25 protein-coding genes and 1 other annotated feature are annotated in these 25166 nt (G+C 34.3%); of the genes, 20 read left to right on the top strand and 5 right to left on the bottom strand.

What is annotated here, in order from left to right; translation table 11 throughout:
* Window positions 1–8: 8 nt before the first annotated feature.
* From IGI80_RS07300 to IGI80_RS07375, 16 genes are all read left to right on the top strand, one after another.
* The gene (locus IGI80_RS07300) at window positions 9–1211 is read left to right on the top strand and encodes an MFS transporter (protein ID WP_438723137.1); all 1203 of its coding nucleotides are present in this window, start codon (window positions 9–11) and stop codon (window positions 1209–1211) included.
* On the top strand, window positions 1204–1467 hold the full coding sequence (locus IGI80_RS07305; protein ID WP_438723139.1) for a DUF2087 domain-containing protein: 264 nt from the start codon (window positions 1204–1206) through the stop codon (window positions 1465–1467). The genes IGI80_RS07300 and IGI80_RS07305 overlap by 8 nt, the downstream gene beginning before the upstream one ends.
* Entirely contained in the window at window positions 1455–3953 is a 2499-nt protein-coding gene (locus IGI80_RS07310) for a lantibiotic dehydratase C-terminal domain-containing protein (protein ID WP_438723141.1), read from the top strand. Before IGI80_RS07305 ends, IGI80_RS07310 begins: the two co-directional genes overlap by 13 nt.
* Complete coding sequence (locus tag IGI80_RS07315; RefSeq protein ID WP_438723143.1) at window positions 3950–4963, top strand: hypothetical protein; 1014 nt, start codon at window positions 3950–3952, stop codon at window positions 4961–4963. Before IGI80_RS07310 ends, IGI80_RS07315 begins: the two co-directional genes overlap by 4 nt.
* Before the next feature lie 145 nt (window positions 4964–5108).
* Window positions 5109–5441, top strand: a complete 333-nt coding sequence (locus IGI80_RS07320) for a heparinase II/III domain-containing protein (RefSeq protein ID WP_438723145.1) — start codon at window positions 5109–5111, stop codon at window positions 5439–5441.
* A gap of 66 nt (window positions 5442–5507) precedes the next feature.
* Window positions 5508–5657: a hypothetical protein gene (locus IGI80_RS07325; RefSeq protein ID WP_438723147.1), complete on the top strand. Its 150-nt coding sequence runs from the start codon at window positions 5508–5510 to the stop codon at window positions 5655–5657.
* A gap of 12 nt (window positions 5658–5669) precedes the next feature.
* Window positions 5670–6086 carry a PTS sugar transporter subunit IIA gene (locus IGI80_RS07330; RefSeq protein WP_438723149.1) on the top strand — a complete coding sequence of 139 codons (417 nt, stop codon included), beginning with the start codon at window positions 5670–5672 and terminating at the stop codon, window positions 6084–6086.
* Window positions 6087–6220: 134 nt separating this feature from the next.
* Window positions 6221–6376 (top strand): hypothetical protein, encoded by a 156-nt coding sequence (locus IGI80_RS07335; protein ID WP_438723151.1) that lies wholly within the window; start codon window positions 6221–6223, stop codon window positions 6374–6376.
* 701 nt (window positions 6377–7077) lie between these two features.
* Window positions 7078–7953 (top strand): aldo/keto reductase, encoded by an 876-nt coding sequence (locus tag IGI80_RS07340; protein WP_438723437.1) that lies wholly within the window; start codon window positions 7078–7080, stop codon window positions 7951–7953.
* Window positions 7954–7975: 22 nt separating this feature from the next.
* Window positions 7976–8458 (top strand): VOC family protein, encoded by a 483-nt coding sequence (locus IGI80_RS07345; protein ID WP_002355441.1) that lies wholly within the window; start codon window positions 7976–7978, stop codon window positions 8456–8458.
* A 165-nt stretch (window positions 8459–8623) separates the two neighbouring features.
* Window positions 8624–10069 (top strand): cardiolipin synthase, encoded by a 1446-nt coding sequence (gene cls, locus IGI80_RS07350; RefSeq protein ID WP_002361214.1) that lies wholly within the window; start codon window positions 8624–8626, stop codon window positions 10067–10069.
* 291 nt (window positions 10070–10360) lie between these two features.
* Window positions 10361–10575: a binding site (T-box leader), on the top strand.
* Window positions 10576–10766: 191 nt separating this feature from the next.
* Window positions 10767–12023: a tyrosine--tRNA ligase gene (gene tyrS, locus IGI80_RS07355; RefSeq protein WP_002355444.1), complete on the top strand. Its 1257-nt coding sequence runs from the start codon at window positions 10767–10769 to the stop codon at window positions 12021–12023.
* Window positions 12024–12321: 298 nt separating this feature from the next.
* Window positions 12322–14184 (top strand): tyrosine decarboxylase, encoded by a 1863-nt coding sequence (gene tdc, locus IGI80_RS07360; protein WP_002355450.1) that lies wholly within the window; start codon window positions 12322–12324, stop codon window positions 14182–14184.
* A 202-nt stretch (window positions 14185–14386) separates the two neighbouring features.
* Window positions 14387–15805 carry a tyrosine-tyramine antiporter gene (gene tyrP / locus IGI80_RS07365; protein WP_002355453.1) on the top strand — a complete coding sequence of 473 codons (1419 nt, stop codon included), beginning with the start codon at window positions 14387–14389 and terminating at the stop codon, window positions 15803–15805.
* Between the two features lie 124 nt (window positions 15806–15929).
* A complete protein-coding gene (nhaC, locus tag IGI80_RS07370; protein ID WP_002363118.1) occupies window positions 15930–17336 on the top strand; it encodes a Na+/H+ antiporter NhaC in 1407 nt (468 codons plus the stop codon).
* Window positions 17337–17691: 355 nt separating this feature from the next.
* Window positions 17692–18609, top strand: a complete 918-nt coding sequence (locus IGI80_RS07375; RefSeq protein ID WP_010827145.1) for a hypothetical protein — start codon at window positions 17692–17694, stop codon at window positions 18607–18609.
* 52 nt (window positions 18610–18661) lie between these two features.
* On the opposite strand, the gene IGI80_RS07380 is transcribed toward IGI80_RS07375, so the two are convergent.
* The 3 genes from IGI80_RS07380 to IGI80_RS07390 all read right to left on the bottom strand — a co-directional run bounded on the left by IGI80_RS07380 (window position 18662) and on the right by IGI80_RS07390 (window position 20852).
* Window positions 18662–19111: a YehR family lipoprotein gene (locus IGI80_RS07380; protein ID WP_438723153.1), complete on the bottom strand. Its 450-nt coding sequence runs from the start codon at window positions 19109–19111 to the stop codon at window positions 18662–18664.
* A gap of 149 nt (window positions 19112–19260) precedes the next feature.
* A complete protein-coding gene (locus tag IGI80_RS07385) occupies window positions 19261–19767 on the bottom strand; it encodes a phosphatidylglycerophosphatase A family protein (protein ID WP_002355457.1) in 507 nt (168 codons plus the stop codon).
* Window positions 19768–19898: 131 nt separating this feature from the next.
* Complete coding sequence (locus tag IGI80_RS07390) at window positions 19899–20852, bottom strand: L-lactate dehydrogenase (protein WP_002358635.1); 954 nt, start codon at window positions 20850–20852, stop codon at window positions 19899–19901.
* A 167-nt stretch (window positions 20853–21019) separates the two neighbouring features.
* Here IGI80_RS07390 and IGI80_RS07395 point away from each other — a divergent pair, with 167 nt between their 5' ends.
* The gene (locus tag IGI80_RS07395; RefSeq protein ID WP_002363122.1) at window positions 21020–21382 is read left to right on the top strand and encodes a DUF4809 family protein; all 363 of its coding nucleotides are present in this window, start codon (window positions 21020–21022) and stop codon (window positions 21380–21382) included.
* Window positions 21383–21397: 15 nt separating this feature from the next.
* Window positions 21398–21808 (top strand): DUF4809 family protein, encoded by a 411-nt coding sequence (locus IGI80_RS07400; protein WP_010828524.1) that lies wholly within the window; start codon window positions 21398–21400, stop codon window positions 21806–21808.
* Window positions 21809–21854: 46 nt separating this feature from the next.
* Here the strand turns inward: IGI80_RS07400 and IGI80_RS07405 are convergent, their stop codons facing one another.
* Window positions 21855–22682: a LysR family transcriptional regulator gene (locus IGI80_RS07405; RefSeq protein ID WP_002358639.1), complete on the bottom strand. Its 828-nt coding sequence runs from the start codon at window positions 22680–22682 to the stop codon at window positions 21855–21857.
* Window positions 22683–22823: 141 nt separating this feature from the next.
* Between IGI80_RS07405 and IGI80_RS07410 the strand changes: the two genes are divergently transcribed.
* Window positions 22824–23792: a TDT family transporter gene (locus IGI80_RS07410; RefSeq protein WP_002355462.1), complete on the top strand. Its 969-nt coding sequence runs from the start codon at window positions 22824–22826 to the stop codon at window positions 23790–23792.
* A 23-nt stretch (window positions 23793–23815) separates the two neighbouring features.
* Window positions 23816–24775 (top strand): GDP-mannose 4,6-dehydratase, encoded by a 960-nt coding sequence (locus tag IGI80_RS07415; protein WP_438723155.1) that lies wholly within the window; start codon window positions 23816–23818, stop codon window positions 24773–24775.
* Between the two features lie 13 nt (window positions 24776–24788).
* Here the strand turns inward: IGI80_RS07415 and IGI80_RS07420 are convergent, their stop codons facing one another.
* A complete protein-coding gene (locus tag IGI80_RS07420; RefSeq protein WP_251842989.1) occupies window positions 24789–25136 on the bottom strand; it encodes a winged helix-turn-helix transcriptional regulator in 348 nt (115 codons plus the stop codon).
* Window positions 25137–25166: the final 30 nt, after the last annotated feature.

Here is a 25166-nt window from a genome sequence, read left to right on the forward strand (position 1 = left end):
GAGTTATTTTGAAAAAGATAAGGAAGCAATACTATTTTTATAATTTATTATCTAATGCAGCAATTCAAATTTTTTCGGCTGTTTCTTATATCTATATAATACAAAATGGTTTTTCTTATATGGAAGCTAATTTATATTTGTCTATTTTTTGGATTGTTTGTACACTCGCTGAAGTTCCTTCAGGTGTGTTAGTTGACTCCATAGGTGCAAGAAAAACTTTGTTTCTAGGTTACGGAATGCGTTTTTTAGGTTTAATATGTTTAGTTTGGTTGCCAAATTTTTCAGTGTTACTTATCTCTGGAATCTTAACGGCACTTGCCGAAGCGTTACAGTCAGGTACTCTAGAAACATGGTTAACAAATGAAGGGAAAATAAATAATTCAGAATTTTCAATTCAAAAAATTTATAGTAAGACAGCAACCTATCGTTTAACGATAGGACTAATATTAGGATATTTAGGATCTCAACTTTACTCAAAGATTAACATAAAGCTACCTTTTGAAATCTCTGCAATTTTATTCTTTAGTTTAACATTATTAGTTTTATTTAATTTTGCAGAAGGAAGTCCGAATGATTCAATAAAGAAAGAATCTAAGGAGTCTTTCTTTAAAACATATAAAAAATCAGTACGTTCTGCCTTAAATTACTCAAAAAAAAACAAGTACTTTTGGATAGTTCTATTTATTTTGCTTGTACCAGTAATAAATGACATTGGCCCCTCTAATCAATGGCAAAGTTATATATCTACTAATGAAAATCAAATAGATACAGGACTATTTTTTGTTTTTATAAGTATATCAGGAATAGTGGCAAATTTTTTAATGAGCAAATGGGAAATAAAGAAAACAAAGATCAAAAACATTTTTCTAGCATTTACCTTAATGGATATTTGTATTGTAATTACATTATCTATTAATTTATTACCACCTACTATTTTTTTTATGCATGTTTTTTTGTTACAAGTATTAAGTACTATAACAATTACAATTCTACATGATGATTTGATCACTGAGGATTCCGTAAGAGGGACAATGATATCTATTTATAACACTATTGAAGGCATTATTATGAGCATAACTTTGATTTTGAATGGATATATTTCTGATAGGATTGGATTTCAAGAAGCTTGGTTAATTGCAAGTATGTTTACACTTTTATTGTTGTCTATACTTTGGGTAACTATGATATTGAGGAGAAGATTTCATGGATAATAGATTTTTTAATGAAGAGGGAGAATTACAAGTAATCCCTAAAAAGAGTAAAGCAAAAATAGAAGTATTTTCTATGATTATTGAATTGTTTGAATATAATCGCCTTTATACTGAAAATGAAGTAAATGAGGTGTTGAAAAAAGTATACTCTGATTATGTCTTGTTAAGGAGATATTTAATCGAATATAAATTTTTATCAAGAGATTTGTATGGTAGGGAATATGAAAGGATTAGGATTACAAAATGTCAAAATTAAATAAAGATTTTCTAGTTAGAATACCCATACTTCCCTTAAAAATAAATTACATGATAAGAAAAGAATGGGATATTACAGTAATTAAAGATTATATAAAAAGTCAGTATTACAATTCTTGCGAGCTTTCATTTAAGTATCTTGGATTAACAGAATGTACATCAATTGAAAAGCTTGAAAACTATGTATCGCGGGCTTCGTATCGAACTACGTCTTTTGGTGGGTTAATTGATTATATCTATTTTACGCAAGAAAACTATGAGGTTCAATCAGAAGATACACACTTGAGAGAAAAAGTGAAGGCTAAGAAGTACGAATTAAACAAAGATACTCCTGTAAAGAAAAATCCATTTTACGAATGCTATGGGGAATTACTCATTTGCATTGGTCCTGATAATATAGTGAAAATTGAAGGGGAAAATTTAGATAAACTAACTAATTTTATTGAAGAAGAAAAAAAACTAAAAGTTCAAGATGTTATCACGTTTTTTGAAACTGAGTATTGCTATACAACGGAGTATGCAAAAGAATGTTTGTATAGCTTATTTGAACAAAATTTTTTTTTAAATAGTACTTTAAATAGTTCTCATTTAAAGTATCAGATAGATAAGAATGATTCTTGGATAATACCAGCTAAAAAAGTAGACAATTTTACAAACAATACTTTTCTTTCCCCTACAGATTTAGTTGGTCTCAATAAGTTCTTAAGTAAAATTGTGGAATGTTTTAAAATATGTAATCTTGATGAATGTCTAGAATATTTTTACGATAGATATAGTAATGGGCCAATTATTTTAGAGCAGTTAATAAAGGATAAAGAATTTTTAAATAAGCTAGACAAAGTAGCTATAACTATCGATTTTAAAAATGAGTTGTTAGTTAAAGTAAAAAAAGCAATTAGTTTAGCTGTATTAAATAGTGATAAAGAAGTGTTTATAGATATCAATAGTATATCAAATAAAATAAGCAGTGAACCACCTGTTGATATATTTTCTAATTTATTAGAAATTTATGGTAAGAAATATTTTAATGTTGATACAGGAAAATATATTGTTAATGAAGGAGACGCACAAGAATTTTGGGAAAACAAAAAGGGCAAAGTTTTAAAATATTATTTTGAAGATGAAACCTTGAATCAGATAATGAACTTTAAAAAGTCTGGACTTTCAACAAATTATAATTCTTCATACGTATTGGACCTTAAAAAATTATTTGTGAAAGTTGAAAATGATCATTTTTTTACTATTAATGAATATGGTGAAGAAGTTTTATATACAAAAGGAACACTTATAAATGACTTGTACTATCCTAAAAGTTTTTTATCCATTCTTAAGTTAAGTTCTTTAAATAATATTCCTAAACCATTAAATAAATTAATTCAAGGACTATACTGCTTCTATTCGCCTAGAGTTACAATTGGAAATGTCATATTGATAAGAGAACAATGGTCTATTTATAAGTTAATTCAAGAATTACAGACTTATGAAACTTTTGAAAAGCACTTTAGAAAGTTAACTACTCAATATAAAATACCCGGAATGGTATCGCTATGTTATTCTGATATTGAATCTTTGATAAGTATCGAAAATAAAAAAGATTTGAACTTTTTATATAAGTTATTGAAACAAAAAGAAGAAGTAATCTTAAAGGAGGATATTCAAAAGAGCAGTCCTGTATTTAAAGGCACTGATAGATATGCAAATGAACTTATTCTGCATAGCTCTTCACAAAATGTTTCGACTGTAAAGTATATAGTGAGAGATATAGAAGTACCAGATGTTTCGAGGAACACAATTGAAATACGCTTGTTATATGATTCAGAGCTGGTGGAGAAAAAGATGATATTCAGGCTAATTGAAAAAATGTTAATGGGTGATCCTTTCATTTTTGTTAATTATGAAAATAAAGGCCATAACGAAATGCGAGTACGCATACCTAAGCCAGAATACTTTATTGATTTTAATAGTATTTATTCAGGATCTAATGGCTTGGTCCATGCATGTATGGTTGAATATTTTCCAGAAATAATCAGGTATAGAAAAATGACTATTTCTTATTTTGAGAATATTTCTTACATGGATTCCACTATTATAAAAAATATACTAATGGATATTAATTCTGATACAGAAACACTTTGTTTAGCAGTAGCAAGTGTCTATTCTTGGTTAATAATTTTTAAGGAATCAGGTTTAGAAAATCGAATAGATTTTTTAAACAAACATTGGTTCAGTAAAATTGATGGTAGTTTATACAAGAATTATAATAAAAAGGACGAACTATATGAAATAGATAAGAAAAAAGTTATTCAGTACATTAAAGAATTGGAGAATTCTAGAAGGAGTATAGGTAATGAAAAAATCCCAGAAGAAAATATGATGGATTTGGTTCACATGAGTACTAATAGAATAATTGGCGTAGATTTGGTATTAGAACACAACGTATACAAAAGGGTGAGAACAGGTATTTATATAAAGGAATGGGATAAATGAGTCTATATGAGGAAATATCTAAGCAAGAAGAGCTAGAAAATATAGAATTGTTAGCACAAATGGGCATAGAAGTTAAAACAAGGTTGAAAAAGGAAAATTTTGTAAAGAAAGATTATATTAATGATAATATAGCTCATATTCCAAATTTTGCTATACCAGATATGTACTTTGAAAGTTTTAGTATTGAGAGAATTAATGAAGGAATTAATAGTATTTTACAAAAAAATTTAATTAAAAAATTTGATTACAACGAGTGGCGTACCCAAAATAAATATGAGCCTATTGACTTTGATGAAGTTATAGAAGTATTAAATAAATTTAATACTAACATCGATAACAATAATATGGAGGCTTATAGTATACACGAAGTTAATAGTAAAATATATTGCTTAAAAGAAGAAGTAATGCCAATTAAAAATTTTCTCAAAGAAAACAACTTTATAGAACTTTCTATGGGCTATGGTAGTTCATTTACATTAGAGCTTCCATATTCTAACTCAAGCTTTCTATGCCTAAATGAAGACGAAGATAGATTTGAAAAAAGTGTGTATTACTTACATGAGTTGGGTCATGTGTATCATAATTATTCTAAGTTCAGAAGAAAGATGTTAACTTCTATTGAGACTGATGAGAAAGTTGCACACATCGTAGAATATTATCTAGTAAGAAATATTTTTAATGTTGATATGATGAATAACTATATAACATTATTGTATGAGAGGCTATACAATAGTACGTTATTAACATTATTTCAAAGTGAAATCTATCTAAATCCAAGCACCTATAAAACGTTAAGAGAAAAACAAGTGCTTTTTGATAACTTAAAAAAATATATATCTAATGATGCATTTAACACAACAGATCTTAGCTGGGCATATGAGCCTCAGATAATTCATTATCCTTTTTATAGTGGAGCATATATATACCCGATATTGGATGTTATAAAAAGTATTATAAACGGTGGCCAATCAGGTTTGCGTTTAGAAGATATGTTGGAACTAATATACTAAAATAGTATCTCTGGATTTGAGTCAATATCTTGGACATATTTTAGTATAGAGGGCTGTAGTGACCCTTTAATTTCATCGAATAAAAGAAATTCCTGTCGGTTTTTTTACGGAATGCGGCTGGATTGATAAAGATGATCAGAAGTTAATGATTTTTGAGCGTAGTTTTATCTACTTGCAAACCATTAATTCAGTAATTATTATTGATAGTTTTACGGGTCAAAAAGAGACTGAAATTACGAGCACTTATAATTTAGTACCCACGCTAAATTGTCAAAAAAAAGCAAACCAATTCAATTTAACTACAAATTCACACAAGTATAAATTTTATATTGCATCAGGCCAAACGAATCAAATTACTGTTGAAAGTTCAGAGATTTATAATCAGCTGGTTGAACACACAAGCTTGACCAATAAATTTCATTATGAAACGGGGAAAGAAGTTCAGGTTACTGTGATTTCTCCTTTGAAAGATGTCTAGATTATGCCGGTAAAAGTGAACTAAACGGGTGAAGACGAACAATTCTTTCAAGTCAAAGGGTTTCGCGTGATCGCTGGAGAGAAAAAATTTGATATTTTTGTTATACGTGAAAATATTGTTAAAGGGAATAAATTATTAGTGAGTGAGTATGGTCAATTTTTTTATGGTCGACTTGTTTTGATTGATCAAAATGAAGCAATTATTCGTATTAAATAAAGGAGGAGAACAATGAACTTTTTAATAACTGGACACAGTGAATTTGCTCTCGGGATGCATAGTGCTTTAACGATGATTACAGGATCAATTGAAGATGTGATGATTATCCCTTTTTTAGTCAATGAAAAAGCAGATGAGTATCGTCAAAAAATTGAATCTTCAATTCAAATGAATGAACAAGTCGTTTGTTTTACTGATTTAGTAGGAGGTACCCCGTTCAAAACATGTGTTGAACTCTCTATGAAAAAAGATCAAGCTTTTGTTGTGAGTGGTACAAACATAGGGATGTTATTAGAAGGCTTGATTATGCGGAATTCTGGTATTGAACCGTTTGAATTTGCGAAATCAGTAGTACAAGTTGGAAAAAGTAATATTGTGCTTTTAAAAAAAATTAATAAAGCTGAAGAACTATCAGAAGAGGGAATATAAAATAATAGTTGTATAGCGATTATCTAAAGTGGCTGGTCAAACGCCTCTAATCGTATATCAGTCATTCAGTGAGTATAATTTAAACCATAACCTACCAATTGCCAAGGAAATATAGCGTATTTTACTCTTGTCAATTGGCAGTTTATGGTTTAGAGATAGCTATGCCAAACAACCAATATATGAAAAAGGGCACTAAACAGCATTCCGCTGTTGGAGCAATTTCTTCTTTGATGGTTTCTTTTGGTAAAGCAGAATGTACTTATACTTCATTTGAAGCAGGAGAAAGTTGATAAATAGTTGTTTCTTGTGCTGTTTTTGTCATTATTAAGTTTGCCAAAAAGCAACAAGTAAAGCAACTTTCAACCAACATTTTTTGTTTCTTATCGTATCAAGAACCTGTTTTTTTTTAAAATTTTCTATAAAAAATGTCGACATTATTAAGTTACCGACGTGATTTTGTTATTTTTAAGATAAATTTGTCAAAATTTTTGCCAACATTTTTTTCCAATTTTTCTTTATTTTTTTCTTTCCTTATCTTTTCCAATTAATATTATTTGGTGTTAATATATTTCTGATAATGCAAAAAAAACATTGATCTATCATAAGATAAAGAGCGATAGTTTAATACTAAAAGAGGCATATTAATTTTATTTAAAAATTGACATTAATGACTCTTAATCAGAGGGTCTAGGGTTCGAATCCCTATGCCCCCATTGGGTGCCAAACCCACGAGAACGGTATTCTGTCGGCGTCTTAGGACGTTTCGAAGACGGAGTACGCGTTCTCTTTTTTTACATAAAATGTCGTGTGTCGTGAGAGATACACTAGTTAAATCGTTTAAAGAATGCTACGCTTAGAAGAGCGAGAAAGTACGTTATATAAAAAAAGTTAAAAAAATTTCAGGCTAAAAAAGCGAATTTACCAAAAAGCGCACTTTTTGGTTCCTATGAAACGAAAAAGTACGTACTATACAGCATGTACGGCACGGTATATGATGATATCAGAAAACGTTAAAGGAGAGAATCAAATGATTACATCACTAGCAGATACAGTAACATTAAACAACGGCACTAAAATTCCAGGAATGGGTCTCGGGGTATTCCAAATACCAGATGAAGAGACAGCAAAAGTGGTCGAAGAAGGGATTATCAATGGTTATCGTTTAATCGATACAGCGCAAATCTATGGCAATGAATCTGGCACAGGAGCGGGAATTAAAGCAGGCTTAGCGGCAACTGGTTTGAACCGTGAGGACTTATTTGTTACCTCGAAAGTTTGGAACGCGCATATTTCCTATGATGAAACAATTCAAGCTTTCAATGATAGTTTGGAACGTTTAGGTTTAGATTATTTAGATTTGTATTTAATTCATTGGCCAGGAAATAATTCTTACAAAGAATCATGGCAAGCTTTAGAAACTTTATATGCTGAAGGAAAAGTGAAAGCAATTGGTGTCAGCAACTTCCAAGTTCATCATTTAGAAGATTTACTTTCTTATGCAAAAGTTGTTCCGGTAATTAACCAAGTGGAACTACATCCAAAATTGGATCAAAAAGAAGTGCGTAATTTCTGTGAAAAACATGATATCAAAGTCCAAGCTTGGTCACCATTGATGCAAGGCCAATTATTATCTAATGAAACCATTTTGGCGATTGCTGAGAACCATAATAAATCAGCAGCCCAAGTGATTTTACGTTGGGATATTCAACAAGATATCTTATTAGCCGTGAAATCTGTCCACAAAGAACGGATGATTAGCAATGCAGCGGTCTTTGATTTTGAACTAAGTGCAGAAGAAATGGCACAAATTAACCAATTGAATGAATCGTTACGTGTGGGACCAGATCCAGACACGTTTGATTTCTAAAAATTAACTAGGAGGAGATACAATGAGTGAAGCAGTTAAAGGTTTTTCAGTAGTCAACCACGTGGGGATTACAGTCAGTAATTTGGATGAATCAGTAAAGTTTTATGAAGCATTAACAGGAACAAAAATCGCAAATCGTGATGAAATTGGTGGAAAACGGATGGCCCAAACACAAGGGTTAGATGATACATTAATCAAGTATGCCAATGTGCATCTAGAAAACATCAATATTGATTTATTAGAATATGTTAAACCAAAATCAGAAAAAGCTTCTTATTCCAACGAACAAATTAGTGCAATGCATATGTGTTTCGAAGTGGAAGATATTGATGCAGCTGTTGCACGTTTAAGAGCGATTGGCGTAGAACCTGATGGAGAGCCGATTACATTCCAAGAAGAAGATGGCTTGAAGAGCGGTTTTGGTACAGGAGTTGCTTATTTTACCGATCCAGATGGTACAAATTTAGAATTGATTGCTCCTAAAGGTCCATTTACACGAAATTAAGTTAAAAGACTTTCAAACAAACATCAAAAAGCCCCCCTCATTCTAGTATCACTAACTAGAATGGGGGTTCTTTTTATTTTTTGAGACAGAAGCAGCTAAAGAAAAGATATTCCAAATCCGTAATTGATGGTATACTAAAACGTAACAAATAAAGGAGGAAGACAATTGATTCTTAGCGTCTTAACAGTTATTTATTTTATTAATGCAATTATTGCGGGAATTACCATTTTGTTAAAACCTCGAGATGTAGCAGCAATTTGGGCATGGCTACTCGTACTGATTGCTCTACCCGTTTTTGGTTTTTTCTTATATTTATTCTTTGGGCGCGGTTTAACCGACAAAAAGAAATTTTATTTGCAACAAAGTGATTTACGGGAATTAGAGAATTTCCAGAATTTCCAAGAAGAAAGTTTTGAACTTTATAGTCAAAAGATGCCGACGGAGGAGCAACAACAGTTTACAGACTTTTTTTCCTCGTTAAATAGGATGCCTCTGACTAAGAAAAATGATGTTGAAATTTTTACGGATGGTACGGAAAAATTCAATGCGTTGATGGCGGACATAAAAAAAGCTCAGCATTCCATTCATATTGAATATTATGCCTTTGTAACGGATCATATCGGTACCAAAATTTTGAACTTATTAGAAGAAAAGGCGGCTGAAGGGGTTGAAGTGCGGTTGCTTTACGATGCCTTTGGCTCAAAGGGCACCAAGGTTCATCATTTGAATGAATTGAAAAAAAACGGCGGTTTTGTCCAAACGTTTATTACTTCTCAAAAAGCACTTTTGAAGTTTCGTTTGAATTATCATGATCACCGGAAAATTGTTGTTATTGACGGAAAAGTAGGCTACATTGGCGGCTTTAATGTTGCCGATCAATATGCAGGAACGACTAAAAAGTTTGGCTATTGGCGGGATACACATTTACGGATTCAAGGGCCAGCAGCCTCATTACTGCAAATGCGTTTTTTAATGGATTGGAACGTCTCTTCCCCCGAGAAAAATCGTGTGGCGTATCAATTGGATTATTTCTTTAAACTTGAAGCGTTGGTGCCAGAGGCAAATACATCCATTCAGATGATTGCCAGTGGTCCTAACAGTGACCGTGAACAAATTAAATTGGCCTTTATTAAATTGATTACTTCTGCCAAGAAAAGAGTCTGGATTCAAACGCCGTATTTAGTTCCTGATGATAGTGTCTTGGCTGCTTTAAAGGTTGCTGCGGCTTCAGGAGTAGATGTTAAAATTATGATTCCAGATAAGCCCGACCATCCGTTTATTTATCGAGCAACACAGTATTACGGCCGCTTATTGATGAAAGAAAATATTGAAATTTTAATTTATAACGGTGGTTTCTTACATGCGAAAACAATGATTATGGATGATGAAGTCTGCACAGTTGGTTCAGCCAATCAAGATATCCGAAGTTACAAATTAAACTTTGAAGCAAATGCTGTGTTATATGATAAAAAAATCATTGATCAATTAGAAGCAATTTTCTTAGAAGATCGAAAAAAATGTACAACAATGACTCCAGAAGTTGTTCGTGACATGTCAAAATGGTTGATTTTTAAACAACAAATTTCACGATTATTTTCACCAATTCTTTAAAACTGTTTTTCACAAAATGACGAACTTCTGATCCGAAGTTCGTCATTTTTCTTCGGGAATTTTATAAAAGTATAGAAAATCACAAAAAAAGTCAAAAAAATTTTAAAGAATATTTTTTAAATTTTTTCGTTATTTTTTTATCTGTAGTTGCTGTTAAAACAAATAAATATTATTGTAAATTTGTTATTTTATTTTTGTGAAAAAGGGACATCTTTTGTAAAAGTAAAAAAAATCAAGCAAAGAGTGTTGACAAAAAAAACGAAAAGGAATATGCTACATGTACAAGTTAAATACAAAGCAATGACAGAAAAGCAGTAGAGAAATAACCACTGTTACAGAAAGCTAGTGGCGCTGGAAACTAGTACACGTTATTTATCGAATTACATTCTTGAGCTTCTGCCTACAGGGCACGGGTAACAGCGTTATTTGTTAAGAGGTATATAGTATTTTAAATAAACTAAACTATGTATAAATTTGGGTGGTACCACGAGAAATTCGTCCCTAAGTCGTTTCGACGACTTAGGGATTTTTTGTATTCTTTTTTTGAATACGTGGCAGACCAAAGAAAATTTCGTGAACCCGTGTATACATAGAAATAAACACGGAATATCGTGTAAAAACAATTGTGTTAATCGTTTGTTTCGTTAAATGAACGATTTCCTATAAAGAGATAATTATAAATATGGAGGGTGATAACATGAATATCATTGACGAGCTAGCATGGCGTGATGCAATCAATCAACAAACAAACGAAGAAGGACTAAGAGAACTTACAGAAAATACGAGCATTTCGCTATATTGCGGTGTCGATCCAACTGGAGATAGCATGCATATTGGACATTTAATTCCTTTTATGATGATGAAACGATTCCAATTAGCAGGTCATCACCCATACATTTTAATTGGTGGTGGAACTGGAACAATTGGTGACCCAAGTGGACGAACAACCGAACGTGTCTTACAAACGATGGAAGCTGTGCAACATAATGTGGACAGTCTTTCAAACCAAATGAAAAAATTATTTGGTAAAGATGCTGAGGTAACAATGGTGAACAACTACGATTGGTTATCAGAACTATCTTTATTAGATTTTTTAAGAGATTACGGGAAAAACTTTAATGTCAACACGATGTTGGCAAAAGACATTGTCGCTAGTCGTTTAGAAAGTGGCATTTCCTTTACAGAATTCACATACCAAATTCTTCAATCAATTGACTTTTACACATTGCATAAAAAACATAATATTCAATTGCAAATTGGTGGCGCTGATCAATGGGGCAATATCACTGCAGGATTAGATTTGATTCGTAAAAAAGAAGGACCAGAAGCCAAAGTATTCGGGTTAACCATTCCTTTAATGCTAAAAGCAGATGGTACAAAATTTGGGAAAACAGCGGGTGGCGCTATCTGGTTAGATCCTAAGAAAACCTCACCATTTGAATTCTACCAATTCTGGTTAAACCAAGATGATCGTGATGTCATCAAATACTTGAAATTCTTTACTTTCTTAGATAAAGAAGAAATCGATGCGTTAGCTGAAAAAGTTGAAAAAGAACCAGGTAAACGTGAAGCACAAAGACGCTTAGCTGAAGAAGTGACACGATTTGTTCACGATGATGCAGCATTAGAAGAAGCGCAAAAAATTTCAGAAGCTCTTTTCTCAGGCAATATTAAAGACTTAACGATTGAGGAAATCGAGCAAGGGTTAGAACATGTGCCAACTGTTGAAATTACCAAAGATGCTAAAAACATCGTAGATTGGTTAGTTGACACAGAAATCGAACCATCAAAACGTCAAGCTCGCGAAGATGTGAGCGGAGGAGCTATAAGTATTAACGGTGACCGAGTTACCGATTTAGATTTTGCAGTCGATCCAACACAACATTTCGATGGAAAATTCGTTGTTGTACGGAAAGGGAAGAAAAATTACTTTTTAGCAAAAGTAATGGATTAGAAATTGATAATAATTTCACGAAGAGAAGACGTGTGATTATTTGATCAAAGTTAAAATTCTATTTCTCCTTACAGGTAGTGGTGAAACCGTTAATACACCTAATAAGAGTGGGATTGTACACACAATCCCACTCTTATTTTTTTATATAATGGTTCTGACAAGACACCTTGTGAAAAAATTATAAAATTAAAGAGCTATGATAACCATTGTTATTTTTCTTCTTTACACTTTAGCCGTTTGGGTGTAAGTTGTGAATGCAAAATCTAATTCATTAAAATTTGTAAGGAGGAATTTTCGTATGAAAAACGAAAAATTAGCAAAAGGCGAAATGAACCTTAATGCACTATTCATTGGGGACAAAGCCGAAAACGGACAATTATATAAAGACTTGTTGATCGACTTAGTAGATGAACATTTAGGATGGCGTCAAAACTACATGCCACAAGACATGCCAGTTATCTCTTCTCAAGAACGCACATCTGAAAGCTACGAAAAAACTGTCAACCATATGAAAGATGTATTGAATGAAATCTCTTCTCGCATGCGTACACATTCAGTTCCATGGCATACAGCAGGTAGATATTGGGGACATATGAACTCAGAAACATTAATGCCTTCTCTATTAGCTTATAACTTTGCAATGCTATGGAACGGGAACAACGTTGCCTATGAATCTTCTCCAGCAACTTCTCAAATGGAAGAAGAAGTAGGACATGAATTTGCTCACTTAATGAGCTACAAAAATGGTTGGGGACACATCGTTGCTGATGGTTCTTTAGCTAACTTAGAAGGCTTATGGTATGCCCGTAACATTAAATCATTACCATTTGCTATGAAAGAAGTAAAACCAGAATTAGTTGCTGGCAAATCAGATTGGGAACTATTGAACATGCCAACAAAAGAAATTATGGACTTATTAGAATCAGCTGAAGATGAAATTGATGAAATCAAAGCTCATTCAGCTCGTTCAGGTAAACATTTACAAGCAATCGGTAAATGGTTAGTTCCACAAACTAAACACTATTCTTGGTTAAAAGCTGCTGATATTATCGGTATCGGTTTAGATCAAGTTATCCCAGTACCAGTTGACCATAACTACCGTATGGATATCAACGAATTAGAAAAAATCGTTCGTGGCTTAGCAGAAGAACAAATTCCAGTGCTAGGTGTTGTCGGTGTAGTTGGTTCTACTGAAGAAGGTGCCGTTGACTCAATCGATAAAATTATTGCTTTACGCGATGAATTAATGAAAGACGGTATTTACTATTATGTACACGTTGATGCTGCTTATGGTGGTTATGGACGTGCCATCTTCTTAGACGAAGACAACAACTTCATCCCTTACGAAGATTTACAAGATGTTCACGAAGAATACGGTGTCTTCAAAGAGAAAAAAGAACACATTTCAAGAGAAGTGTATGATGCATATAAAGCAATCGAATTAGCAGAATCAGTAACAATTGACCCTCATAAAATGGGTTATATCCCTTATTCAGCTGGTGGTATCGTTATCCAAGATATCCGTATGCGCGACGTTATTTCTTACTTCGCAACTTACGTATTTGAAAAAGGTGCCGATATTCCTGCGTTACTAGGTGCTTATATCCTTGAAGGTTCAAAAGCTGGTGCAACAGCTGCTTCTGTATGGGCTGCACATCACGTTTTACCTTTAAACGTTGCAGGTTATGGTAAATTAATTGGTGCTTCAATTGAAGGATCACATCATTTCTATAACTTCTTGAATGATTTAACATTCAAAGTTGGCGACAAAGAAATCGAAGTCCACACATTAACTCATCCAGACTTCAACATGGTTGACTATGTGTTTAAAGAAAAAGGCAACGATGATTTAGTAGCAATGAACAAATTAAACCATGATGTATATGACTATGCATCATACGTTAAAGGAAATATTTACAATAACGAATTCATTACTTCACATACTGACTTTGCTATTCCAGATTATGGCAACAGCCCATTAAAATTTGTAAACAGCTTAGGATTTAGTGACGAAGAATGGAACCGTGCAGGTAAAGTAACTGTGTTACGTGCTGCTGTAATGACTCCATACATGAACGATAAAGAAGAATTTGATGTTTACGCTCCTAAGATTCAAGCTGCTTTACAAGAAAAATTAGAACAAATTTACGACGTAAAATAATTGAATCTTAAACGGAAAAAAGAAATGGTAACCGAACGAGGGAACGTTGGTCTGGTTGATTTATTCAAGAGATAAATCAACCAGACGGCTAACCTCTTAACCAATTCTTTGTCTGGGTAAGAGGCAGTCGAATGACTGTTTTACTCAGCGTATAACAGTCATTCATGCTCCTTATCCAAAATCTTATAAGGAGTGTACAAAATTGGATAAACAACAAGTTAAAAAAATTGAATTAGGTACTTTTATCGGTTTAACAATGGCATTGTGTGCAACTGTACGTAGTATCCCAACACTTGCTGCTGTTGGTTGGACATTAATTTCTTACACAATTTTCGCGGTCTTATTCTTTGCTGGTCCAATCGCATTGATATCTGGTGAATTATCTACGATGCTTCCTCAAGAAGGTGGCCCTCAACTTTGGGTTAAAACTGCCTTAGGTAGCAAATGGGGTTTTGTTGTCGCTTGGTTACTATGGGTGCAAATGTTCCCAGGAATGGTAATGGTTGCTTCTACATTAGGCCCTTTGCTAGGTAATACATTTGGTAATGTTCATTTAGGTGAAAATCATTGGTTCGTATTAGGTTGTATCTTAGTGATTTACTGGATTATTACAATCTTGAACTTGAAATTTGATATGGCGAAAGTTGGCGGAAATATTGGTGTTTGGCTAGGTGTTTACATCCCAGTATTAGTTATGTTTGTTTTAGGTCTTCTTTCAATGATTAAAGTAGGCTTAACACCTGGTGGCTATTTAGGTGCCTTCTCTTGGTCAAAAGTTTTACCAAACTTAGAAAATATGGACACATTTAAATATCTAGCAGGGATTGCGTTTATCTTTGTTGGGATTGAAATGTCTTCTGTTTATATTCCTCGTTTGAAAGATGCAACAAAAAATTATACAAAAGGCGTTTTCATTTCATTAATTGGTTTAGTTTTATTAAACGTTATTAATGCAATGTTTGTTGCTAATATTGTTCCAAATGGCAAAATGGAATTGTCTAACATTACACAACCAATTTTGCTTTATTGTGACGTTTTAGGTTTACCAACAATTATTGGTAATATCTTTAGTTTCATGGTCTTCTTAGGCGTGTTATTACAATTATCTGCTTGGGTTACTGGACCATCAAAAACAATTATTCAAGTTGCTCGTGATGGCTTATTGCCACCAAAATTTGGCTTCCATCGCGAAAATAAATATGGCGTTTCTCGTAACGTTGTGTTAACACAATCTGTAGTTATCTCATTATTCGCTTTACTTTATGGGGTAATGGATGATGTCAACGCTGTATTCTTAACTTTAACAAATGCAACAACAATTATTTATAGTATTGTGTATGTATTGATTGCGATTTCCCTAATTAAATTACGTAAATCTCAACCAGATACACTACGTCCTTACCGAATTGGTAAAAAAGGTAATGGCTTAGCTTATTTAGTGGCAGCAATGTTAATTTTTAGTGTTATCATTGTTATTTTCGCCACATTAGGTACAACAACCGTGACTGATGCAGTCTTAGTTGCATTAATCACTATTGTCATGTTTGTGATTCCGTTAATCATTAATCGCTTTAAAAAAGCAAGTTGGGCAACGGAAGTAAAAGAAGATTTAGGTGAATAAAAAGGCTAGCAATTATTTTGCTGAGTGCCTCTTCACCTGATGACTATAGTAAATTGTCGTTTGGAAACTGAAGCAAGTTCGATTATTGCTTCAGTTTTCGCTTTCCATAAAAGGAGGTTTTCATATGAAATCAACGAAACCCACTGTTTCGTTCGCTGAAAGTTTAGGCATTTTGATTGCCTTGTTAGCGATTCTCGGGTACTTAATTATTGGTCAAAAATTAACCCCTCACATACCGATTCTTTTTGTATTCATGTTGTTGTTGCTTTATGGCAAATGGAAAGGATTTTCTTGGGATGAGATCCACGAAGGCATTGTGGAAGGGATTAAACCAGGGATCATTCCGATTATTATTTTCTTGTTGATAGGTGTCTTAGTTGCTACTTGGATCTTATCTGGGACGATTCCAACAATTATGGTCTATGGTTTTAAAATTATCTCAGTGAAGTTCTTCTTACCAACCGTTTTTGTGGTCTGTGCACTAGTTGGTGTGACGGTAGGGAGCTCCTTTACGACTGTTTCAACTATGGGGATTGCCTTTCTAGGTATTGGACATATTCTTGGATTCGACAATGCGATGACAGCTGGCGCAGTTGTTTCAGGTGCCTTTTTGGGGAACAACATTTCACCGTTATCTGATACAACAAACTTAGCTGCTGGAATTGGTGGCGTGAACCTTTTTGAACATATACTAAACATGATGTACACTGTTATTCCGGCGTTTATTATTTCGATTGTCGGCTATATCTTCTTGGGGCATCAATCTGGTTCGGCGGATTTACAATCGGTTGATGCAATGGTCCAAACGTTACATCAAGGATTCTGGATTTCACCGATTACATTGTTGCCAGTAGCGGTTTTATTCTTATTCGCTTGGAAAAAGGTACCGGCTATTCCAACGTTACTAGTCGGCTCTACAGTGGCGGTCATCTTAGCTTTTATAAATGATCATCACCTAAGTTTAGCGAAAGTTTCTACCATTTTAATGAGTGGTTATGTGGCAGATACAGGGGACCAAAGTATTGATACACTTTTATCTCGTGGTGGGATTGAAAGCATGTTAGGTTCTGCTGCGTTGATTATTTTGGCATTAGGTTTGGGCGGCTTGTTGATTAAGTTTAACATCGTGGCTACTTTAATTGATAAAATTAAAGGCTATGTGAATAATCCAGCCAAATTAATCGCTTTAACTGCCTTAAGTTCTGTGGGAATTAACTTACTAGTTGGCGAACAATATTTGTCAATTATTTTACCAGGGGAAACATTTAAATCCTCATTTACTCGTTTAGGTATTGATAAAAAATATTTAACTCGTACTTTGGCAGATGCTGGGGCGGCAGTCAACTCGTTAATTCCTTGGGGAGTTAGTGGTACCTTCATTATGGGAACGTTAAAAGTTGGTGCACTAGAATACTTACCATATGCCTTTTTCCCATTGCTTTGCCCTATTATCACCGTCATTTTGGGGATATTCTTAAAAAAACAACAAGGGGAAAACAAAAAAGCACCAGGGACTAACGTTGAATTGTGAGTTTTTTCAGATAATTAAACAATTGGTTACGATTGAACCTCAGTGTATCTACTGATTGGTTCAATCGTTTTTTCGTCACAGATTTTTTACAATTCTTCATATAATCTTTGAAGCTCCTTAAAGGCAATTTAATTATTCTAAGTTATGATACAAAGGATCAATCAAATAGGTGGATGAACGTGGTGTTAAACTCATAGAGACTAACAGTAGTTTATTCTTGCTCAATGTTGAGGTGTAGGTTCGAATCCTACCGTCCACTTTCTGTTATTTAAACCAACTAGAACGAAACACAAACAAGTGACGGATACACATGATTAAGGTACAATAGGGGTAGGGAAAACAAGGAGGAATTCTTATGAAAAAGATAGGGCTTATTTCTAGTGCTTTTCTTTTAACCCTTGCTTTAGCAGCATGCGGCGGCGGAAAAAGTACAGAAAATACGGATAGTCGTTCCAGTGCTGCGGAAAGTACCACAGTCGAGAGTACAAAAGCATCTGCTACAAAAGAATCAAGTAGCAAAGCAGCAACGAAATCTAGTGATGCGAAACCGTCAGGAACAACGACAGCTGATTCGAAAGCAACAGCTTCTTCTACGAAGGAAGCGACAAATAATGGCTCAGCAGAAAAACAATCACCAGCGAAAAATGCGAATCCAGATGACCAAGCCAAGCAAGTGCTTAACCAGCTAGCAAACATGTTTCCTGGTCAAGGCTTACCGCAGGCAATTTTAACGAGTCAAACGAATAACTTTTTAACTGCAGCGACAACATCACAAGCGGATCAAAACAATTTCCGTGTTTTATATTATGCAGAAAAAGAAGCGATTCCAGTGAATGATGCGCGTGTCAATCAGTTAACGCCAATTAGTTCTTTTGAGAAAAAAACATATGGCTCTGATGCCGAAGCAAAAAATGCAGTGAACCAAATCATTGACAATGGCGGTCAACCAGTAGATTTAGGTTACAATATTACTGGGTATAAACAAGGGGCGGCAGGTTCTAGTTACTTATCTTGGCAAGAAGGCAATTGGAGTTTAGTCGTACGGGCCTCAAATATCAATGGGGAATCGCCGGATGATTTAGCGAAAAATGTTGTCAATATTTTGGAACAAGAAACGTTGCCAGCACCGAATACCGTTGGTCAAATCACACTGAACGTGGCAGGAACCACTGACTATAATCGAAACTCAGTAGTTTGGCAAGCCGGTACAGTCGTTTACTCTGTCCACCATTTTGACCCAATTCAAGCAGTGAAGATGGCAACATCGATGTAATTAATAAAAAGAAAGCGTGCGACAATGCCCATTGTCGCACGCTTTCTTTTTATTAATTTTGTTCTGTATAACCTTGTGACTCCACCAATTCTTGGCTTTTCTTCATGCTAATTCCCTTAGAAGAATCTCCATCAATCTGGATACCATCCACTTTTTTGGCTTTATCATAATCAAGTTTTTCATAATTAATCGTCAATTTTTCGATGGCTTGTTTGTCCTCATAGGTCAGTTTGTAATCAAGCCCTTTGATGTCCTCATATTGTTTAGAAACGGGTTCCAACGCTGTTTTTGCCTCTTCTTTTGTAATCCCCAACTTGTCATAAGAAACAATGTTTTTAGCCGTTTGCGTTAAGACTTTATCTCCTTGGTACGTATAGGTTAAGGTGGAATCAATCCCATCTTGTGGCGAACCTACAAAGGTTTTTGTCTCTATTTTTGAACCGCAACTTGCAAGAAAAAATACCCCAATAAAAATTAAAAATACGCGTAAAAACTTTTTCATTTCTAGATAACCTCCTTTAGCTGTTTATTCTTGACTGTAACATAACACGGCAAATAATTACTGTTAAGTAGAAAGCTTGTGAGAAGTCCAGCAAATAAAACTAAATAAAAAAACTTGCCTCTTCATTTTTATGAGAAGAGGCAAGTTTTTTATTTAGTAATATCACTTAAATCTGGTTGTGAGTGAGCCAACCGACTGGCAGCCGCAGCCGCAATTGCGCCCACGATATCATCCAAGAATGTGTGGACATGTTCGCCATCATGCGCATTTAACTCTTTTAAAATGCCTGGTTTTACCTTGTCGATATACCCATAGTTCGTAAAACCGATAGATCCATAAACATTTACAATGGAGAGCGCCATAATTTCATCAATGCCATAAAGCCCTTCATCTTCCGTTAAAATTTCTTGTAACGGTGAAAGTAGCTTGTTTTCTTCCGCCAGAATATCCAGTTGGACACCTGTAATAATCGCGTTGTGTACTTCACGCTTTGTTAACACGGCATCAACACTTTCTAAACAAGTATCTAATGTTAAATTGTCAATATAATCTTTTTGTAAAAATAACACAAGTTCAGCTAAATCATTCATTGTTACGCCACGTTCTTGCAATAAACGACGTGCGCTATTTTCTAACGTATCTCCTTGGATTACCATTTTTTGTCCTCCTAATTTCTGCTTTAGTTGAAGTTCTTCTTTCATGGTACCAAAAAGAACGATAAAGGGGAATTAGAATCTATTTTGGTAGAGAATAATTTAGTTGAAGTGTTATTTTTAGTTAAAAATTACTAAGCGTTCGGTTGTAACGATGCCATCACTTGTTTTAATTGTGTCACTGATTTTTGGAAGAGTTCTTTTTCAGCGGCATTCAGATTCAATTCAATAATGTCAGTCACGCCTTGATTGCCAACGACAGCAGGAATCCCTGTAAATACATCTTGTTGTCCATATTGCCCATCTAAGTAAGCTGAGACAGGTAAAATAGCTTGTTCATTATTTAAAATGGCTTTAACAATGCGTGCAGTACTCATACCAATCCCATAATAGGTCGCTTGTTTGCGATCGATAATTTCATAAGCTGTATTTTTCACTTTATCAGAAATGATTGGTAAATCGTCACTAGTTAAGCGCTCTGTCGTATCCACAATTTCTAAAATAGGTTTTGTTCCAATCATGGTATGAGACCAGACAGCCACTTCAGAATCCCCGTGTTCGCCAATAATATAGCCGTGAACATTGCGTGGATCAATCGCTAAACGTTGAGACAGTTCTTTGCGGAAACGAGTTGTGTCCAAAGTTGTACCAGTTCCAATTACTCTTGAAACAGGTAAACCAGAAGCTTGCCAAGCCACATAAGTCAGTACATCGACAGGATTTGAGGCAATCACTAAAATTCCATCAAAACCAGATTTCATGATATTGTTAACAATTGTTTTCATAATTTCTGCATTGATTGAAACCAAATCTAGACGACTTTGCCCAGGTTTTTGATTAGCGCCAGCTGTAATCACGACGATATCGGCATCTTGGCAGTCTTGATAGTCGCCAGCCCAGACGTTTACATTTTCTTGACCCCAAGACACACCATCTAATAAGTCAATTGCTTCGCCTTCAGATTTAGCTTTGTCAATATCAACTAAGATTAATTCATTCGCAATCCCTTGGTTGATCATGGAATAGGCAATACTTGTGCCAACAAAACCAGTACCAATAATTGCGACTTTTTTGTTAAATACTTTCATCGTTCATCTCTTCTTTCTGTAATATTTCTTTCTTAGTGAATTGTATCACGAACTTTTTGGGTGTGGTTATACCAATCTGTAATAGTCTTTATTAACAATTTAAATAAGGGAAGCGTGCTTTTTTTGTTATGATAAGAGTAGGAAAATAGAGAAGATAAGGAGGCAAAATGACAACGACAACAGTGTATTATGCAAGCAATAATGAAAAACAGCCGAACCGTTTTCAACTAGTTATCGGTAGCTGTAGCTATGAACTTCCAAAAATAGAAATCTACGAAATCCTGGAATGTGTCGCTTCAGCATATGGCTATCAAAAAGAACCATTCATTGAAGAACAAACAGAATGTTTTGTTAAAGGCAACCGTTGTATACATGTTTCCCAACAAGCGACGACGTTGACTTTTGTTGTGAATGATCTGCGTTTAGTAATGGAAAAACAATGCCGGAATCACGAAGAAGTCTTTCAAGAAGTCAATCATATTTTATTGAATATTTTTGAGGAGACCCCTTGTGTTTTTCTCGAAAAGTAGGAAAGAAGGATTAAGATGAAACAGGTGAAAATAACAACTACCTCAGACTTGATTAATGGCGGCTGCAATGCCTGTCCGAATGTGAAGTGTACGAATTATCTTGTTCATGTAGAAGATGAAACAATTGCGTTAGAAACGCTAACCGTTGCAGATTTAGTAACTTTATTAGCACTCAAAGAAGGGTTTCGTCAAAAATTAGTTATGGAAATGTTCGAAGAATATACGGTGTTTGAAAGGGAAACTCATCAAGTTGTATTTAAGGAAGAGGAAACGAGAATTCTTTTTCAATCAAAAAAACAGACCATTCAAAGCACTCTTTTGTCTAAAGAACCACAACAAGTGTTCCAAGAAACCCAGCAAATTTTACACCAACTATTTGAGTTAGAACCTTTTGAATTTGAATTGGTAGAGGAAACTGATGAATAAAAAACAGGAAAACGATTTAGCGAAAGCTAAGTCGTTCTCCTGTTTTTTAGGTTTGTCGTTCACGAATTTTTTCAACGATTCGGTTATAAACTTCAGAGAAGGAAGTATTGGCATGGTGATCGGTCTGGACAATGAAAATTTTTCGAGAAGCAAAGGACTGATCAATTGGTTGCCAAGGGATCTCATCGGAAATAGATAATCGAGAAACAATTGATTGCCCAATGTTATTTTTTAGCAATTGTAACAGGACTTCGTTGTTGTTTAATTCGATAATTGGTAAGTTGATGCTGTGTTCGTTGAGATAAAGCTCATTGAAAAAACGTAAGCCAGAGTTCTTTTCTCTTAAGAGCCAAAATTTTGAAGCGGCATCTCCTGCTAGAACTAGTTGATCTTCATAAACAATTTCTTTGTGTAGATTTTTGGTTTCAATGGGTTTTTCAATTAGTCCAATGTGAGCATGATTATTTTGAACCATATCCACGACTTCGTTTGAATTCATCAGTTGAATTGAAAAGTTGATGAGTGGAAAAGCGGTAACCAAACTCTCCATAATATCTGGCAATAAATAAATAGCAACTGTATTTGAAGAGGCTATAATGCAGTCTTCTTTAAAATTCTCTTTTTCTGCAGCTTGCGCAAAAGAAGTAGTTAAGCTTTCAATAATCGAGAGCATTTTTGGATATAAAAAATCAGCTTCTTTGGTAGGAATAACCGATTGTTTTCCATTACGATAGAACAGCTTGATCGAAAAGTGTTGCTCTAATTTCTTGATTTGCAAAGAAACAGTTGGCTGAGAAATATACAATTGTTTGGCCGCCGCACTAAAATTTTTGGTTTCATACACAGCAATAAATGTTTTGATCCATTCGAACATAAAATCGCCTCTTTCTATTTACTATCTTAATAGTTGGTATTGCAAATATTTATTTTACAAATATAAATATTTCATTTAGTATAATAACATACTTTTGATTAATATCAATAATAATAAATAAAGACGGAGTGTGACTACATAATGGTAGAAAGTGCGAAAAAATTCTTGCGGAAAGTCCCGATTCCCATTTGCGGACTAATTTTAGGGATGGTTTCTTTGGGGAATTTACTTTATTCCTTGGGATATGCAACAATTGGGACCATTTATTGTGTACTTGGCAGTCTCTTAATGATTTTAGTTATTTTAAAAATTATTTTTACAATGAAACATGCATTAAGCACCTTAGATGATCCAATTATTGCTTCGGTATCACCAACATTTACAATGGCTTTAATGGTTATCTGTGTTTTCTTAGATCGGATATTTACCAATGCTGCTTGGATTAATGTGTTGTGGATTGGCGCAGTGATTTTACATTTTATTTTAATGATTTATTTTGTAGCGGTGCATATTTTTCCAACAAAAATCGAATTGGAACACATTTATCCAAGCTGGTTTATTACGTTTGTCGGCATTGGCGTTATTCCTAATACTTCTCAATTGTTTATCAATGAGTTGGGAAAAATTGTTTTTTGGGTAGCGTTGTTCTTTTATTTACTCTTGTTACCAATTTTAATCAAGAGAATTACGAAGTCGAAAGAAATGCCTGAATCGACCATTCCTTTATTGACGATTATGACAGCGCCAGGTTCGTTATGTTTAGCTGGCTATATTTCAATGGGTGGTCATTTGTATATGCCATTAGTTGTTTTCTTGCTAATTTTATCTCAATGTATTTATGGGATTGTAGTTGTGAATCTATATAAAATTATGCAAGTGACATTCTATCCAAGTTATGCTGCCTTTACATTCCCATTAGTAATTTCTGCGACAGCATTAGTCAAAGTTAAACCTTTATTTGCAGAAAAGGTAGGCCTAACGAGTCTGTTAAATATTTTGTCTACTTTTGAACTGTTATTAGCTGTGGCTATTGTAAGTTATGTGTTCATTCGATATTGCATTTTTTTATTCCAAAGAGAAAATAACACGAAAAAAGTGGAATTAAATTAAAAAAAAAGAGAGGAAGCAAAGAGGTGAAGAAACTATTAATTACTGGAGGAGCTGGCTTTATTGGTTCTAATTTGGCTAATTTTTATAGTCAACAGTATCAAGTTTTTGTGATTGATGATTTGTCCATGGGGCGAGTGTCAAATTTGCAACAAACTGAGCAGTTGGTTTTTATTAAAGGAAGTGTGACGGATCAGCAATTATTGGACGAAGTACTTTCAAAGCATTCGTTTGAGTATATCTTTCATCTTGCGGCCGTGGCAAGCGTGGCAAGTTCTGTGGCACAGCCTCTAGAGACCCACGAGGTCAATTTTTTAAGTGTATTGAAAATATTGGAATCAATAAAAAAATATCAAAAAGAGCTCAAACGTTTTGTTTTTGCTTCGTCGGCAGCCGTTTACGGTGTAGAGCCAACGTTGCCTAAAAGAGAAACTTCGGTGATTTGCCCTTTGAGTCCCTATGCTATTGATAAGTTTGCTGCTGAACGTTATGTTCTCAATGAATACCATTTACACGGGGTACCTACAAGCGCAGTTCGCTTCTTTAACGTCTATGGTCCCAATCAAAATCCTGCTTCACCCTATTCTGGTGTCCTGTCCATTTTGATGGATTGTTATATCCAATTAGAGCAAGGGCAAGCGAGCCAATTTCAAATATTTGGAGATGGTCAGCAAACACGTGACTTTATCTACATTGATGATGTCCTAACTGCATTAAATTTAGTAGCAACCAAAAGTGAAGCGTTGGGACATGTTTATAATGTGGGTACCGAAGTTGCCATTTCCCTTAATCAATTAATTGAAGAAATGAACCAATTAATGGGACTTTCTTTGCCAGTTTCTTATCAAAAGGAACGAGATGGCGATATAAAATATTCTCTTTCAGATAGTTCTGCTTTGAAAGGCTTAGGTTTTTCACCCGTTTATTCAATTCAAGAAGGACTTCAAAAATATCTTAAGTTTACCCATAATACCCAAAATAGATAAAAAAAGACGAGACTTATTTGTTAAGTCTTGCCTTTTTTTGTGCAAATGTTTCGCCCCAATGGCAAAGTGAAGAGAGGGCATCGTAAAGAGCATATCCTTCCGGAGTGAGCGTATATTCCACACGCGGGGGTAGTTCGTTAAAGGATTCTCGATGGACTAGGCCATCTTTTTCCATTTCTCTCAAGCGATCTGTCAGGACGCGCTGAGTGATTCCGTCGAGCGCACGCATCAATTCACCGTTGCGCTTGGTTCCTTGGAATAATTCATCCATTAATGATAATTTCCATTTGCTGTTAATGGTGGAAAGGGCTAAGTTGATACTGGTTTGTTTATCAGTTGTCATAGTTTCTCCTTGTGACACGTAATGGTTACTTTTTTCTTCCTAGGTGAA

This window comes from Enterococcus sp. DIV1420a (genome assembly GCF_051712165.1).
GTDB lineage: Bacteria > Bacillota > Bacilli > Lactobacillales > Enterococcaceae > Enterococcus > Enterococcus faecalis.

Coding starts and splice junctions, on each gene's coding strand:
- IGI80_RS07305 (WP_438723139.1), top strand. CDS start 1,204: ATGGATAATAGATTTTTTAATGAAGAGGGAGAATTACAAGTAATCCCT.
- IGI80_RS07310 (WP_438723141.1), top strand. CDS start 1,455: ATGTCAAAATTAAATAAAGATTTTCTAGTTAGAATACCCATACTTCCC.
- IGI80_RS07315 (WP_438723143.1), top strand. CDS start 3,950: ATGAGTCTATATGAGGAAATATCTAAGCAAGAAGAGCTAGAAAATATA.
- IGI80_RS07320 (WP_438723145.1), top strand. CDS start 5,109: ATGATTTTTGAGCGTAGTTTTATCTACTTGCAAACCATTAATTCAGTA.
- IGI80_RS07330 (WP_438723149.1), top strand. CDS start 5,670: ATGAACTTTTTAATAACTGGACACAGTGAATTTGCTCTCGGGATGCAT.
- IGI80_RS07340 (WP_438723437.1), top strand. CDS start 7,078: ATGATGATATCAGAAAACGTTAAAGGAGAGAATCAAATGATTACATCA.
- IGI80_RS07345 (WP_002355441.1), top strand. CDS start 7,976: ATGAGTGAAGCAGTTAAAGGTTTTTCAGTAGTCAACCACGTGGGGATT.
- tyrS (WP_002355444.1), top strand. CDS start 10,767: ATGAATATCATTGACGAGCTAGCATGGCGTGATGCAATCAATCAACAA.
- tdc (WP_002355450.1), top strand. CDS start 12,322: ATGAAAAACGAAAAATTAGCAAAAGGCGAAATGAACCTTAATGCACTA.
- nhaC (WP_002363118.1), top strand. CDS start 15,930: ATGAAATCAACGAAACCCACTGTTTCGTTCGCTGAAAGTTTAGGCATT.
- IGI80_RS07375 (WP_010827145.1), top strand. CDS start 17,692: ATGAAAAAGATAGGGCTTATTTCTAGTGCTTTTCTTTTAACCCTTGCT.
- IGI80_RS07380 (WP_438723153.1), bottom strand. CDS start 19,111: ATGAAAAAGTTTTTACGCGTATTTTTAATTTTTATTGGGGTATTTTTT.
- IGI80_RS07385 (WP_002355457.1), bottom strand. CDS start 19,767: ATGGTAATCCAAGGAGATACGTTAGAAAATAGCGCACGTCGTTTATTG.
- IGI80_RS07390 (WP_002358635.1), bottom strand. CDS start 20,852: ATGAAAGTATTTAACAAAAAAGTCGCAATTATTGGTACTGGTTTTGTT.
- IGI80_RS07395 (WP_002363122.1), top strand. CDS start 21,020: ATGACAACGACAACAGTGTATTATGCAAGCAATAATGAAAAACAGCCG.
- IGI80_RS07400 (WP_010828524.1), top strand. CDS start 21,398: ATGAAACAGGTGAAAATAACAACTACCTCAGACTTGATTAATGGCGGC.
- IGI80_RS07405 (WP_002358639.1), bottom strand. CDS start 22,682: ATGTTCGAATGGATCAAAACATTTATTGCTGTGTATGAAACCAAAAAT.
- IGI80_RS07410 (WP_002355462.1), top strand. CDS start 22,824: ATGGTAGAAAGTGCGAAAAAATTCTTGCGGAAAGTCCCGATTCCCATT.